At 58.5% G+C, this 14,151-nt stretch carries 16 protein-coding genes; 10 read left to right on the top strand and 6 right to left on the bottom strand.

Annotated features, from left to right (window positions below):
* Positions 1-288: 288 nt before the first annotated feature.
* Positions 289-864 carry a CoA pyrophosphatase gene (locus A3714_RS15400; protein WP_063508521.1) on the top strand — a complete coding sequence of 192 codons (576 nt, stop codon included), beginning with the start codon at positions 289-291 and terminating at the stop codon, positions 862-864.
* Between the two features lie 106 nt (positions 865-970).
* Here A3714_RS15400 and A3714_RS15395 read toward each other — a convergent pair whose 3' ends face one another.
* Positions 971-1,177, bottom strand: coding sequence for a cold-shock protein (locus tag A3714_RS15395; protein ID WP_062815238.1), 207 nt, complete (start codon positions 1,175-1,177; stop codon positions 971-973).
* Between the two features lie 278 nt (positions 1,178-1,455).
* On the opposite strand from A3714_RS15395, the gene A3714_RS15390 reads away from it, so the two are divergent.
* The 3 genes from A3714_RS15390 to A3714_RS18425 all read left to right on the top strand — a co-directional run bounded on the left by A3714_RS15390 (position 1,456) and on the right by A3714_RS18425 (position 2,889).
* Positions 1,456-2,058, top strand: a complete 603-nt coding sequence (locus A3714_RS15390; protein WP_062815239.1) for a lysophospholipid acyltransferase family protein — start codon at positions 1,456-1,458, stop codon at positions 2,056-2,058.
* A gap of 90 nt (positions 2,059-2,148) precedes the next feature.
* Complete coding sequence (locus A3714_RS15385) at positions 2,149-2,583, top strand: hypothetical protein (RefSeq protein ID WP_062815240.1); 435 nt, start codon at positions 2,149-2,151, stop codon at positions 2,581-2,583.
* A gap of 138 nt (positions 2,584-2,721) precedes the next feature.
* On the top strand, positions 2,722-2,889 hold the full coding sequence (locus A3714_RS18425; protein ID WP_363322854.1) for a YHYH domain-containing protein: 168 nt from the start codon (positions 2,722-2,724) through the stop codon (positions 2,887-2,889).
* Positions 2,890-2,956: 67 nt separating this feature from the next.
* Here the strand turns inward: A3714_RS18425 and A3714_RS15380 are convergent, their stop codons facing one another.
* On the bottom strand, positions 2,957-3,448 hold the full coding sequence (locus A3714_RS15380; RefSeq protein ID WP_156478218.1) for a hypothetical protein: 492 nt from the start codon (positions 3,446-3,448) through the stop codon (positions 2,957-2,959).
* A gap of 299 nt (positions 3,449-3,747) precedes the next feature.
* Here A3714_RS15380 and A3714_RS15375 point away from each other — a divergent pair, with 299 nt between their 5' ends.
* The 4 genes from A3714_RS15375 to A3714_RS15360 all read left to right on the top strand — a co-directional run bounded on the left by A3714_RS15375 (position 3,748) and on the right by A3714_RS15360 (position 7,367).
* Positions 3,748-4,491, top strand: a complete 744-nt coding sequence (locus A3714_RS15375) for an AraC family transcriptional regulator (RefSeq protein ID WP_062815242.1) — start codon at positions 3,748-3,750, stop codon at positions 4,489-4,491.
* A gap of 116 nt (positions 4,492-4,607) precedes the next feature.
* Positions 4,608-5,525: an alpha/beta fold hydrolase gene (locus A3714_RS15370; RefSeq protein WP_062815243.1), complete on the top strand. Its 918-nt coding sequence runs from the start codon at positions 4,608-4,610 to the stop codon at positions 5,523-5,525.
* A 16-nt stretch (positions 5,526-5,541) separates the two neighbouring features.
* Positions 5,542-6,009, top strand: coding sequence for a hypothetical protein (locus A3714_RS15365; RefSeq protein ID WP_062815244.1), 468 nt, complete (start codon positions 5,542-5,544; stop codon positions 6,007-6,009).
* Positions 6,010-6,161: 152 nt separating this feature from the next.
* Entirely contained in the window at positions 6,162-7,367 is a 1,206-nt protein-coding gene (locus A3714_RS15360; RefSeq protein ID WP_082810731.1) for a lipase family protein, read from the top strand.
* Positions 7,368-7,490: 123 nt separating this feature from the next.
* On the opposite strand, the gene A3714_RS15355 is transcribed toward A3714_RS15360, so the two are convergent.
* Positions 7,491-7,871 carry a hypothetical protein gene (locus A3714_RS15355; RefSeq protein WP_062815246.1) on the bottom strand — a complete coding sequence of 127 codons (381 nt, stop codon included), beginning with the start codon at positions 7,869-7,871 and terminating at the stop codon, positions 7,491-7,493.
* A gap of 10 nt (positions 7,872-7,881) precedes the next feature.
* Positions 7,882-8,475 carry an NAD(P)H-dependent oxidoreductase gene (locus tag A3714_RS15350; RefSeq protein ID WP_082810732.1) on the bottom strand — a complete coding sequence of 198 codons (594 nt, stop codon included), beginning with the start codon at positions 8,473-8,475 and terminating at the stop codon, positions 7,882-7,884.
* A 134-nt stretch (positions 8,476-8,609) separates the two neighbouring features.
* On the opposite strand from A3714_RS15350, the gene A3714_RS15345 reads away from it, so the two are divergent.
* Positions 8,610-8,969 (top strand): helix-turn-helix domain-containing protein, encoded by a 360-nt coding sequence (locus tag A3714_RS15345; protein WP_062815248.1) that lies wholly within the window; start codon positions 8,610-8,612, stop codon positions 8,967-8,969.
* Between the two features lie 23 nt (positions 8,970-8,992).
* Here the strand turns inward: A3714_RS15345 and A3714_RS15340 are convergent, their stop codons facing one another.
* Positions 8,993-10,192 (bottom strand): low temperature requirement protein A, encoded by a 1,200-nt coding sequence (locus A3714_RS15340; RefSeq protein WP_063508520.1) that lies wholly within the window; start codon positions 10,190-10,192, stop codon positions 8,993-8,995.
* A gap of 568 nt (positions 10,193-10,760) precedes the next feature.
* On the opposite strand from A3714_RS15340, the gene A3714_RS15330 reads away from it, so the two are divergent.
* Entirely contained in the window at positions 10,761-11,300 is a 540-nt protein-coding gene (locus tag A3714_RS15330; RefSeq protein ID WP_063527101.1) for a hypothetical protein, read from the top strand.
* Between the two features lie 74 nt (positions 11,301-11,374).
* Here the strand turns inward: A3714_RS15330 and polA are convergent, their stop codons facing one another.
* Positions 11,375-14,143, bottom strand: coding sequence for a DNA polymerase I (gene polA / locus A3714_RS15325; protein WP_062815252.1), 2,769 nt, complete (start codon positions 14,141-14,143; stop codon positions 11,375-11,377).
* Between the last annotated feature and the right edge of the window lie 8 nt (positions 14,144-14,151).

The raw sequence follows: 14,151 nt of genomic DNA, 5'->3' as shown, positions 1-14,151 counted from the left end.
TGTCCGTCGAACGCAACGGTGCGCTGGCAACAGTGCACCGTTTTTCGTTGGAGCCTTGTTCACAAGGCGAAGGGGCGAATGAATCCTGGCGCCTGCTGAAACCTTCGCTTTGCGAGCAAGGCGCCAGCGGCAAAAGTCAGGTCGGCGCCACCTCCAGCCCCGAGTAACCGTGCCGACTTTCAGGCCGCTACGTTACTGAAAGAGAGGGGTGGAAAACAGAGAATCTCCAACGGCAGAGGCATCCTACTGATGGTACTCTGCGTGGAGTCATTGCTGTCGTGAGCCGTTATGCCATCCCTGCGCTGGCTGGAAAAATATCGTCCGCACAAATTGCCGTTCCGGCGTCATGTTACCCGCGCCTCGGTGGCGCTCATCTACCGTGGCGCCAACGTTCGCGAAGGCGAGCTGTTCTTCATTCAGCGTGCCCGCCGTGAGGGTGACCCCTGGTCCGGCGATATGGCGTTTCCCGGTGGGCGCCTGGAGCGCAGCGATACGTCCAGTCGCCACACCGCCATGCGCGAAACCCTGGAAGAAACCGGGCTGGATCTGTTTCAGCAAGGCGAGTATCAGTCGCGGCTGTCGGATCTGCTGACACGGCACCACAGCCGCTGGAGCCCCATGGTGGTGACGCCCCATGTGTTTGCCTGGCGGGGAGACAACGTCATGTCACTCAATCACGAAGCACAACGAGGAATCTGGATTCCCCTGGCGTATTTGGGCAACCCGGCACACCGATCCACGCTGCAGATACGCACGCCACTGGGAAGAATGACATTCCCCTGTTGCCGTTATCAGGGCTACTGTATCTGGGGGCTGAGTTACAGCATGCTGCAGGAGTTTCTGCGCAAGCGCGGGGAAGGGTAGGCAAGTGGCGTTGGCGGGAGGGTCGTGACGCGAATCAGCCCGTAAGGCAGATAAAAAAAGGGCGCGTCCCGAAGGAGGCGCCCTTTTTTGTTACCGGAACAATCGCTTACAGAGCGACGATGTTCTCAGCCTGAGGACCTTTCTGACCTTGAGTCATGGTGAACTCAACTTGCTGACCTTCGGCCAGGGTCTTGAAGCCGGAGCCCTGGATGGCGCTGAAATGTGCGAACACATCCGGACCACCTTCCTGCTCGATAAAACCAAAACCTTTAGCTTCGTTGAACCACTTAACGGTACCTTTCACTGTAGACATAATACTAATCCTGAAAATAATGATATTTCGCCGGTGAGGGCGTGTGTAGCTGAAAAATGGAAACTTGGACTTGTGGACTGCAGGACGAGTTATACGAATAAAACAGCGAAATGTAGTACTTGATTCAAGCGTAATTTTTTAGCTATTGGCTACGTTACAGGGCGCGCCGTTCCCTGTCCAGCTAAATATCACCGCCGCTGTCACCTCGCCAGAGGTGACAAAGACCGGGGCAAGGTGAGAATCCGCTATACTCCTGCTTTTTCATAGCGGAGCACTGTATGAGCGAGCACATGGAAGGCGGCAAACACCGGACGCCATTGAGCCAGCGGATCGCGCAGACCCTGTTGCGTCTTGCTGGCTGGCGGGCCGGGCCCTTCCCGGATATCCAGCGGGCAGTCATTGCCGGCGGTCCCCATACCTCAAACTGGGATGGGGTCCTGGCCCTGGTGAGCCGCTCGGCCTTGCAGCAAGACGTGAATGTGATGATCAAGCACAGCCTGTTCAAGGGCCCGCTGGGCTGGCTGCTGCACAGGCTTGGCGCCATGCCCATCGAGCGCGGCAAGGCCGGCGGCATGGTGGAGCAGACCGTGGCGCAATTCCGTCAGCGCGACAAACTGCTGATCGCCGTCACCCCGGAAGGCACCCGCAGCAATGCGGAGCAATGGAAGCTGGGCTTCTACCACATCGCCAAACAGGCCAACGTGCCGATCATTCTTGCGCTGGCGGACTACCAGGTGAAGACCTTCTCCTTCCCGGTGGTGATTTACCCCAGCGACGACATGGAAGCCGACCTGCAACAGATCTATGCCCACTTCGCCAACGCAACGCCGCGACATCCGGATAAACTGTCGGGGCCGGTCAAAGCTTATTGCGGGAAATAGCTGAGGCGTAGTCGAATCGTTTCGTAGGGTTCAAGGCATTATTGGGGGCGATTTCCGTGTGTGCTCTTCTTCATCATTGGTTGAGAGAAAATGATCAATACCAAAATATACAAGGCCGTTCATAGCTTGGCTGAAAAGCTGATGGAAGCTGCGAGAAAAGACGATCAAGCGGAGTTCGAGTCGCTTTACGGGCAGCTGAAAATCATTTGCACCGGTAACGACAATACCGACAAGGATCATCCCGAGCAGTGGGAAACGCTGGCTGACTTCACCGAAGATCTGGAGGCTGCGCTGGTGATCTACGAAAAAGCCCAGGCCAAAGCGCTGGCTATCAATGCCAAAGATCACCTCTCATCAATCGGCCTTTCCATGGCTAAACTGCAGGTAGATCTGGGGAAGAAAGAGGCTGCAATCAAGAGTCTTGAGAGTGCGCAAGTGAGTGCGAACAAGATTGAAGATAAGCAGCTTAAAGCGGAAATTGATGCGTTGCTTGAGAGTTTATTGGCTGGTCAGGAGGAGCAATAAGGGGCGCAACGAGATGTGCCTTCCAGTTTCTTGCTCATTGTACGAAGGTTATGGGATTTGGGAGGATTTTCCAGGTTTCCGCTAGTAAATGGTTAAAGGCTGACATTCTGGTCAGTCATTGCCCCTGAAAGTTGTGCGATGCAGTATGGTCGAACTACAAAAAACCAAGGGAAGGTAATGACTATGAAGAAGGTAATGGCTGTAATTGCTCTTGTTATGATGGTTTCTGGTGCCGCGCTGGCCCACTCCGGTGGTACAGATGCTAACGGGTGCCATGCAGGTAAAAAACCATATCACTGCCACTGATTTTTGGTGCGCGATAGCTTCCTGGCTATCGCGCGATACTCCTACTTCCTCCGCCGTGATTGTCTGGTTACTGCGAGCCCTGCCGTTCCCGCGGAGCCTTCCGCGGTCGCCATATCTGTACGCCGCCCGGCACCAGGTACTCTGAGACGGTTCTGAACCAGAGCAGCCCCTTGATATTGCCATTGAGTCGGATCTTTCCCTGGCGCATGCCGACAAAGAAAAGTCGTTGATTATCCAGCAGCTGTATCAGTGTGGTTGCCCCATAGTCGGCATCCTGAAAGCGCACGGCAATATCACAGCGCTCACGTAAACCGGAACCGCTGCGAACGCGATTGGGGCTGAAATGAAACCAGCGAGCGATACGCCCGTCATGGGTGCGCCACACCATCATGATGTTGCGTCGCTGCAAGTCCTTGCGAAATGCCGGGTCGCGCCATGCCAGCCAGCGCAGCCGCAGGGCGACACAGAACAGGATCAGGCGGAAGGCCAGGTGTTGTTTTCTTCTGGCCAGCCAGGCACGGGTGCGCAAGCGGATGCGGTGTGGTGGGGCTGGTGGCATTCTTGTTCTGATGTTTGTTGTGGTGAATGAACCTTAACAGTTGGAGTCGAGGAGGCATACGTGTTGGTCAGGAAAGCTGACCACCTTGCACAGAGACATGGCAGAATTGAGATGCATTGCATTTGCCGGGTGATGGGTCACTAAGGCGCGCACTGTCGTGCTTGGATCAAGGAAAAGGCAACGGAAGCTGGTCGTCCAGCTCGGGAACCCCGGGCCACCGTCTTTGAGCGGCGTAATGACGGTAAGGAATTGGTGTTCACCCCTTCTCTCGATTGAATAACAGCAGGATCGCCTGAGCCATGGAAAAAGACTGGAAACTGGATATCGTTTTTTCCGACAGTGTGGCCATATTTCGTGGGCATGTGGGTCCGAATAATCCGCACAGCCACTGGGCGTCGCAACTCACCATTGCCCTGGAAGGGGAGCTGGAATTTGAAGCCGGGAATTCCGGGCGGCGCCATGCCCGGGCTGTGTTCCTGTCGTCCAAGGTGAAGCACCGGTTATTTTCCGGTTATGTCTGTTCGATTTATTTTGATCCGTTAACCGTCTCTCCGCTCAAGGCTCTGGGCCAGGCGAGCGGCAAGGATTGGCGGGTGTTGACGGAGGGTGAGCTGCCCGCGCCGCTGCGCGAGCTGTCGGCGAGCAGCGATCTGCATGCCCTGCTGGTTTCGGATCTGCTGGTGGGTGCGGAGTCGGACGCGGCGCTGGATCCCCGTTTTCGGGATATCGTGGATGCCATCACCACGCAGCTGCGCGCCGGTGAGGACCCGGACCGTGATGCGCTCGCAAAAAAGGCGAACCTGTCTCCCAGCCGTTTCTCCCACTGGTTCGTGGAGCAGGCAGGCATTCCCCTGCGCAGCTACAAAAAATGGCTCAAGCTGAGAATGGCCATGGATGCGCTGCTGGACGGGATCAATCCCATGGATGCGGCCATGCAGGCGGGTTTCAGTGATTTGCCGCATATGAGTCGAGCCTTCGCCGAGTCCTTCGGCCTGACCTACATGGACGCCCTGCACGCCTGGCAACAGGCTCATCAATCGTAGCTGTTTCGTTCAATACGCCTCCTGCCTTCATCGCTAGTCTTGCCCCATACGGTGACCGCCATCCTTGTGGAGAAACGGGTCTTCGCCATTACGCATGAGAAGGGGCAGGAACGCGCATGAAAGTCACAGAACGATTTGTCGATATCGAGGGGCATCGGCTGGCATGTTTGGCCGTCAATGAACACCTGGCGCAGCCCGGTGAACCCGCGGTGGTGTTCATCCATGGGGTGTTGGCGTCGGTGAACTTCTGGCGGGCTGCCCTGCCGGCGGACTACCGCGACAACCGTCCCTGGTATGCCTTGAGCCTGCCTGCCCATTCGCCCTCCACTGTGCCGGCGGATTTTCATCCGGATCAGGTCGATGACGACTGGTTCTACCGGATTATGAACGGCGCCCTGGAACAGCTACTGCAGGGCCGTAAGGCCATCGTGGTGGGTCACTCCACCGGAGGCTTCGTGGCCCTGAATCTGGCCATTCAGCACTCGCCCTTGCTGGCCGGTTTGGTCAGCATCGCGGGTTTTCACCGTGGCCAGTGGGGCGGAGTGGAAGGCCTGCTGGTGAAACTGGCTGCGCAGGGCCAGTGGGGGCGACCGTTGTTTGCGGCCAATATCGCCATTGCCCGGCATAGCCGCTATGTGCAGAAGACCTTTGCGAGTTTGTTGGCCCGCGATCGCAACGCCTTCCTGCGCCACCCCATGAGCCAGGCCATGCTCGACAATATTCGCGCCGATACCCGGGCGCAGGATGCCCGGGCACTGTATTGCTTGTTCAATGGCATCGGCAGGTTGGAAATCGGCCATCGGCTCGATGCGATACGCGTGCCTTGCCATCTATTCGTGGGCACCCACGACCCGGTGGTGCCTGCGTCTCAGTCGGTACTACTGGCGGATCGTGTGCCCAGGGCTCGCACGGAGGTGTTCTGGAATGTGGGCCACATGCCGTTCATGGAAAGCACGGAGCAATTCGGTTGCGCCCTGGATCGGGCCATTGCCGCCATCACCCAACAATACAAGGCGACGGCCGCCGCTGCCTGAGCCGAGGAGAGAGAGAATGAACTACCCCGAATATCAGGCCGACTTGCAGCGCATTCACGAATCCGAAGTGTACGGACAGGCAGTGTTTGATACCGCCGCCCGACTCACCCGCAACCCGGAGCGCAGGGCAAAATGGCTGGCACTGAAGGCGCTGGAAGCGCACACCCTGCAACGCTATCTGGATTACATGGCGAGCACCGGCCAGACGGTGTTGGAGCCTAAAGGCTGGGCAGTGAAAGGCCGCGCGGAGGGGGCTGCTCTGGCCGTCATGCCCTGGCGTCTGGCCATGACCTTGGTGCGTAACGCCACGAGGCCCTTCCAGGAAAAGTTTCTGCGCCTGAAGACCCACGCGCAGAAGCAAGAGCAGGACTTCTTCGCCTATGTGTACGCCCATGAAAAAGCCATCGAAGCCTTTGCAAAAAAAGAGCTGGCCCGTGAGCCGGACAGCCTCAAGGGGGTGGAGAGCCTGTTGAGGGGCAAGTAGGCAAGGCCGGGGTTTATTGCTTTTCAAATCCCGTCATCGATATTTTGTCTTGCAGGGCGATGCTGATGTCGATGCATGGCGGGTGCCGTGGCAAAGGGATGCAGGGTCAGGGAATCGACCGCAATAAATCAGGCTGACAGGGAAAAGTGGCAATGACTACCCCAGGAAAATCCAGGTTCAGGCAGTCCGGGCGTTGCAGGACAGCCCTGCTGTTGATGGGGGTCATGGCCATCAGCGTCATGCTGGCGGCAGGGCTTTATTTTGCCGCGGTGCCGCAGCAGCCTTCCGCCTTTTATCAGCCGCCACAACCGTTGCCAAAGGCGCTCCCCGGGAGCGTGATCCGGCAGGCACCCTCCTATGCCAGCTTGCCGGAAGGGGCCAGGGCCTGGCGGGTCATGTATCTGTCCACGGATGAACAGGGCAAGCCACTGGCGGTGACCGGTACCGTGGTTGCCCCGGACAAGCCGAGCATCACGCCGCGACCGGTGGTGGCCTGGGCCCATGGCACCACCGGCATTCGCCCGGAGTGCGGTGTCAGCCATACCCGCGATCCGTATCAGCAGACCCCGGATGTGGCCGGCATGCTGGCGCAGGGGTGGGTGGTGGCGATTACCGACTATCCAGGTTTGGGCACGCCGGGCATCCATCCCTATATGGTGGGCAGAACCGCTGCCCACAGTGTGCTCGACATGGTGCGGGCCGCGCAGCAGATCCCGGAGAGTGGGGCGGGTTCGTCATTCGTGGTCTGGGGTGCGTCCCAGGGCGGCAACACCGCCTTCTGGGTGGGGCAGCTGGCCGCAGACTATGCCCCGGAACTCACACTGAAAGGTGTCGCCGCCTCGGCGCCGGCGCTCAACCTTCGCGAGATCGCTGCCTATAACCACGACAAACCCGCCGGCGGCATCTTCATGGGCATGGTGTTTGCCGCCTGGGATCAGGTGTATGCCGAAGCGAGCCTGCAGGCCATTCTCAAACCGGATGCCGCCGACGCCTTCCAGCGGATGATCCGCCCCTGCTTCACCGCCCCGGCCGGTTTCCTGCCGGCGCTGGCAGACCTGCGCACCCCGCAGGAGTACCTGGCCGTGGATATTCTTGCCACACCACCCTGGCCTGGGCTGTTCGACCACAACAGCCCCGACGGGCCGATTGCGGTGCCCATGGTCATTGCCCACGGCACCGCAGACACACTTATCCCCATCGCGCTAAGCGAGCAGGCAGTGAGCCGACGCTCCCGGCGGGGAGAGACTATCCAGATCATTCGACTGCCTGGCGTAGGCCATGATGCCCGGGATGAGAGTGCTGGTTATTTGATGACGTGGGTTCAAGAGCGTTTTGAGGGGCAGGGCCCAACGCGTTGAGCAACGCAGCTTGGCCGCAAAGCCATCATAGGTGCCAGCATCCGAAAACGGGTTCAGCTGCTGCTCTGCGCATTTTATTGGCCGCGCTGGCGAGCCTGGTGGCCCGCCAACCGTTACCCAGCTTCAGGGCTTCTCTTCGACAATGATCGCCATCACTGGCTGGGTTCCCGTATTGGTCACCTGGTGAGACCAGGCCTCGTGCCACATCACATGGCCATCCGGCACGGTGACATCCATGGCGTCGCCGCCGGGCAGGGTAATACGCAGGGAGCCACCTTTCTGAAAATAGACGGTTTCATCGCGGTGGTCATGCGGGCGGTCTGATTCGCCCGGTTCGAGCACTATTTCCAGTACCAGCACCTGGTCATTCTCCAGCAATACCCGGTACTGATCCGGGGAGGTTACGTGGGCGGCGTTGTGCTGTGTATGGCTGGCGGTGGTGCAACCGGTCACGTTCAGGACCATGCCAAGCAGCAAGGCCGGAGTCGCGTATCTTTTCAACATGGTTGCTCCCTCAGGCTGCCGGTAGGTGGGTGTCGAGATGTTGCTGGAAACGCACAAAATCGTTTTCTGCCTGGGCATTCTTCATCACGTCGAAGCAGGCAAAGGTATCCAGCGGTGTCATGCCGAAAAAACGGAAATTCATGTGCATTGGGAACAGCAGGTCGTCGACGCCCTTGCCCTGGAACAGGTATTCCTGTGGATCGTCGAAGGCTTCTTGCGGGGCATTGAAGGTCAGCGAGAGCATGTAGCGCTTGCCGTTCAGGGTGCCGCCGGCCCCGTAGTTGGCCTTGGGGGCGGCTTCGGTGCGCCCATCGCCGTTGCACAGCGCGCCGCCCATGCCGGCGGTGTACACCTCGTCCATGTATTTCTTGAACACCCACGGCACTCCCATCCAGTTCACCGGGCTCTGCAGCAGGATCACATCGGCCCACTGGTGGTGGGCCAGTTCCTGCTCAACGTCCCAGCCCTTGTCGACTTCCACAATGCGGGTCTGGTGGCCATTGGCCTGGAGCTGCTTGCTGGCCCGTTGCACCAGTGACGCGTTGAGTTTGCCCTCGGCAAACGGGTAGGGGTGGTGGGCATTAATAATCAGGATGTTGCTCATTAGGGTCTCCATGAAACAGGTGAAGGTGACAGCGGGTTGCTGGTTACCAATCTATTTCAGGTATACTATTTATACCTGCTGGCGTGGATCAATTAGTATCCTTTTGGAAACCTGGTGCTTAGGGCGGTGAAAAAATGAAAAGTCGCATCGAAACAGATGGTTATGGCAGGAAAAAAGTCATCGATGCCTGCATGGAACCCTGCGCCATCGAGCGGGGCATGCGCATTATCGGCGGCAAGTGGACCGGCTCGCTGATCTATCACCTCAAGGATGGCCCGGTACGCTTCAATGATCTGAATCGCCTGCTCGGCGGCGCCACCAAGAAGATGATCGACCAGCGGCTCAAGGAGCTGGAGGCCCGCGGGATGGTGCTGAGAACGGTGATCAACGACAGGCCTATTGCCGTGACCTATGAGCTCACCGAGCTGGGGCGCAGTGCGCTGGATATTCTGGAAGATCTGCGGTTGTGGTCGGAGAAGTATGATATTCGGTAGGGGGAGCGTACTCCCCCCTTCTATCACTGTCGCTCAAAATGCGGCATGTCACGTGCCGCCCGATAAAGCGGCACGGCAATTTGCGAGAACAGCGCCAGCCCCCAGAGCAGGTTGCCGATTATCGAGGGCACGAAAGGATGCACGGCCAGCACGACCAGGGCCATGACAATACCGAATAGTCGCAGAGCCGGGCTGTGACCGCGGCAGGCATGGCTGTCCTCCGCCACGAGCCGCTGCAGTATCCATAGCGCGGCGAGAAAGACGGCGAGACCCACCGAGCCGAGGGCACCGTAACCCGTCGGGTAGGGCTCCAATAGGCCGACATAGACTTCGCCGGCCAGCGCCACGCCAATCGTCACCGCGCTCCACAGGATGGTAATGTGCGCTAGCCAGTATCCCACCAGGACACCCATGTCGCGGCTTTTCGGTTTGGCGTTGCCGGCGCTGTCGAAATAGACCCAGGCCAGCGCGAAGAGCGACAGGCCGCCCATGGCCACATTGAAGAAGGTGCCGGCGCCGATTTTGTAGACCCCTTTGTCGGCCAGAGTCAGCACCAACTTGAAGAAGCCTTCCCCCAGCAGGATCAACATCAGCAGGCCGAAGCGCTCAGAGATATGCCCGAGGCGCGGGACGAATCGGGCGAACCGCAGTGTCCCGATACGCGGCAGCATGTACTGCAGCTGGATCAGCACAACGCTGGCCCCGAACACCCAGTAGGCCAGCGGTTTGGGCAAAAACGCGGACAGCGCGAACAGCCCGGCCAGCACAAAGAAATTCCGTCCCTGCTCGTGTGCCAGCGTATCGGTGGCGTCGCCAACACAGCGCGCCCGCCAGTACAGATAGGCAGTGATCGCCCGGTTCAGGGCGTAGCCCAGCGCAAAATAAGTCCACCCCTTGCCGGACACATCAGGAATGGCCGCGGCGATGAACATCATGGTGACGATCTGCAGCGCCATGGCGGCGCGATGGGGCATGTCCGTGGAGATATAGAGGGAGTTGTAGACGGAGCTGTCCGCCCAGGCATAGAAAATCGCCAGGAACAGCCCGGTAAATACCCAGAAGCCCTGCCAATCCATATGGTGGGAGAGGTAGTTCCCCAGAATGAAGATCGTCACCACATGGATCAGGTCGAAAAACAGCTCGACCCAATGCACATGATCGTGGGCGTCATCGGCATCCATGTAATGGCGGGGCCGCCGCCAGAGAAGATCGTTCGCTGCCATGGGCGACTCCTTGTGGGCGTTGGGTTCTCTTGGTGGCAGAGTATAGGTTGGTCAGCCTTATTGATCTAACCGGTGACGCTGCGCGGCCAGTGCCGTGCTCCTTAGCCTCCGGGTAAGTATCAGGCAATTTTTTACAGCTTATATATATGTGCGTGTCCCCTTTTTCTCTTATTCTTAGATCGCAGGAGTCGAAAATGGCAAGCCCGTTGAGATTGGAATTTGCGGGGGCGCTTTATCATGTCACGGCAAGAGGGAACCGCCGGGGGATGATCTATGAGGATGATAGTGACAGGCTTGCCTTCCTGGAAAGGCTCTCCGCCGTCTGTACTGAGGAAAACAGTTATGTCACGCTTATTGCTTGCTGGGTAACTACTACCAGCTTTTCCTGGAGACGCCCGAGAGTGGCACTTTTCGTGACCGTTCGCATAATTTCTTCTTCGCCTTACTTTCTTTAAGTTTTCCTGTAAGAGATATCCTCTGCAAGTTTAAGACATTTCCGACTTTATGCCGTAAGGGGAATCCGTCAGATTCACGTCCACCGTTAATGGATGATAAGGGTGAGAGAGGAATGGATCGCAGGGTATTTGGGGTACTGATGGGGGCTTTGGCTATTGCGGCATGTGGAGGTGGATCGGGGTCTGGCGATGCCCACCAGGCTCCGGTCAATGAAGAGGGAAAGGTTGAGTCAGATGAAACCGTGCTTGATGGGGTGTGGGTCAAAGGGTGTGGGCCAGTAGAAGGGGCAGAAGACGACCCCTTGTACGATGTCGTGACATTAACATTTCAAGGATATGAACTTCATTCTGACATCAAGAATTTTATGGACGCCAGCTGCATAACTCCACTGGAGGGTGCTCCCAACCCCACTGCAAGTGGTGATCTATTTATTGGAGATGAGGTTGTGGCGGAGAGTGGCCTGCTCGCGCACCAACTTAATACACATATCACTGAGTACAATGGTGCTGATTTTGATCTTTACGATTACACAATCTTCCGCATTGAAATCAACAAGCTATACCTGGGCAAGGATACAGAAAATAATGACGGAGAGTCTTCCGAGACTCGCAATAAATCGTTGGACTTCGAACGAATTTATTACAAGCAATAACGGCTGAGGGAAGAAAGCATTTTAAGATAATTTTTCCCTTTTCAGTTTCTGCCGAAAGCGAATTGGTTGGGCGCTCAATGCGCCTCATCCCAATTCTCCCCAATCCCCGCATCCACAATCAGCGGCACCTTCAACGCCGCCGCTGACTCCATGCGAACTTTCACTTCCTTGACCAGATCCTCCACCTGATCTTCCGCCACTTCAAACACCAGTTCATCGTGCACCTGCATGATCATCTTGGCGTCAAAGTGGGTGGTGTCGAGCCAGTCGTGGACCTTGATCATGGCCATCTTGATGATGTCCGCGGCGGTGCCCTGCATGGGAGCGTTGATGGCGGTGCGTTCGGCGGCCTGGCGGCGTTGGCCGTTGCTGCTGCGGATTTCCGGCAGGTAGAGGCGGCGGCCGAACAGGGTTTCCACGTAGCCTTGTTCCGATGCCTGGGCGCGGGTTTCTTCCATGTAGCGTTTTACGCCCGGGTAGCGTTCGAAGTACAGGTCGATGTAGTCCTGGGCTTCCTTGCGTGGCAGGCCGAGCTGTTTGGCCAGGCCAAAGGCGCTCATGCCGTAGATCAGGCCGAAGTTGATGGCCTTGGCGTTGCGGCGGTCGTTGTCGCTGACCTCGTCCAGGTTTTTGCCCCACACTTCCGCGGCGGTGGCGCGGTGAATATCCAGGCCTTTTTCGAAGGCATCGGTGAGGCCCTTGTCGCCGCTTAGGTGCGCCATGATGCGCAGTTCGATCTGGGAATAGTCACAGGCGACGATCTTTCTGCCTTTGGGGGCCAGGAAGGCCTGGCGGATCTTGCGGCCTTCTTCAGAGCGCACCGGGATGTTCTGCAGGTTGGGATCACTGGAGGACAGGCGCCCGGTGGCGGCCACGGCCTGGTGGTAGGAGGTGTGCACGCGGCCGGTGCGCTGATTGATCAGCTCCGGCAGCTTGTCGGTGTAGGTGTTTTTCAGTTTGGCCACGCCACGGTAATCCATGATCACCTGGGGCAGGGGGTATTCCAGGGCCAGTTCCTGCAGTACCGGTTCCGCCGTTGAGGGCGCGCCCTTGGGGGTCTTCTTGATGACCGGGATTTCCAGTTTCTCGTAGAGGATCTCGCCCAGCTGTTTGGGGCTGGCCAGGTTGAATTCCTGCCCGGCGATCTCGAAGGCTTTTTCCTGTAGTTCCGACATGCGCTTGGCCAGGAACTGGCTCTGGTGCTTGAGCAGGGTGGCGTCCACGTAGGTGCCGTTGCGTTCGATGCGGCTGAGTACGGTGACCAGGGGCAGTTCGATGTCGCGGAATACTTCGGGCAGGCGGCCTTCGTTTTCCAGCTTGGGCCACAGGGTCTGGTGCAGGCGCAGGGTCACGTCGGCATCTTCGGCGGCATAGCGGCTGGCTTCGTGCAGGCCCACCTGGTTGAAGGTGAGCTGCTTGGCGCCCTTGCCGGCGATCTCTTCGAAGCTGATGGTCTTGCGGCCCAGGTACTTGAGCGCCAGGGAATCCATGTCGTGGCGGGTGGCCACGGAATCGAGCACGTAGGATTCCAGCATGGTGTCGTAGGCCACGCCGCGCAGGGTGATGCCCACATCTTCGGCCAGCACGCTCATGTCGTACTTCAGGTTCTGGCCGATTTTCTTGATCGTGTCGTCTTCCAGCAGCGGTTTGAAGGCATCCATGACGAGCTGCTTGTCGAGCTGGTCCGGGGCGCCGGGGTAGTTGTGGCCGAAGGGGATGTAGGCGGCCTTGTCGTCCACGGCCACGCAGAAGCCCACCAGTTCCGCGTTCATGTAGTTGAGGCTGGTGGTTTCGGTGTCGAAGGAAAACTCGCCGGCGCTTTTCAGTTTGTCGATCCACTTGTCCAGCTGTGCCTGGGTGTAGACGATGTCATAGGCGTCGCGGCCGAAGGTGGGAGCCGGCGGCGCATCGTCATCCGCGTCCATTTCCACGTCTTTGCCCGCGTCTTCGGCCACCGGGTCCTTGCCGCCCAGCAGCTCCTTGAGCCAGCCCTTGAATTCCAGGGTGCGGTAATACTCGGCCAGTTTCTCCGCGTCCGGGGTTTGCAGTTTCAGGTCGTCCAGGTCTTCGCTGAGTTCGCAGTCCAGCTTGATGGTGGCGAGCTTGTAGGAGAGGAAGGCCTGTTCCTTGTGTTCTTCCAGTTTCTTGCCCAGGGTCTTGGCGCCCCGGAAGCTGAGTTCGGCCACTTTGTCGAGATTCTGGTAGATGTTTTCCAGGGAGCCCAGGCCCTGGATCAGGCCCAGGGCGGTCTTCTCGCCCACGCCGGGGACGCCGGGGATGTTGTCCACCTTGTCGCCCATGAGGGCGAGGAAATCGATGATCAGTTCCGGGCCCACACCGAACTTCTTCACCACGCCGTCGATGTCGTAGAGGGCGTCGTTCATGGTGTTGATCAGGGTGACCTGGTCGGTGACCAGCTGGGCCATGTCCTTGTCGCCGGTGGAGATCAGCACCGGTTTGCCCTGTTCGCCGAAGATGCGCGCAAAGGTGCCGATCACGTCGTCCGCTTCCACCCCTTCTTCGATGATCAGCGGCAGACCCATGGCGCGAATCAGGTCGTGCAGGGGCTGCACCTGTTCGCGCAGGTCGTCGGGCATGGGCGGGCGGTTGGATTTGTATTCCTCGAACAGTTCGTCGCGGAAGGTCTTGCCCTTGGCGTCGAAAATCACCGCCATGTATTCCGGGTCGTAGTCCTTCATCAGTTTGCGCAGCATGGCGGCGACCCCGCGCACCGCCCCGGTGGGTTGGCCGCTGGAGGTGGTGAGCGGCGGCAGGGCGTGAAAGGCGCGGTACAGGTAGGAGGAGCCATCGACGAGGATGATGGGTTTTTCGGCTGCGGACATGGTGCTCG

It is taken from the genome of Alcanivorax sp. HI0007 (assembly GCF_001635525.1).
GTDB lineage: Bacteria > Pseudomonadota > Gammaproteobacteria > Pseudomonadales > Alcanivoracaceae > Alcanivorax.
The sequence above is the reverse complement of the archived record's forward strand: the minus strand, read 5'-3'. Positions and strand labels throughout refer to the sequence as shown.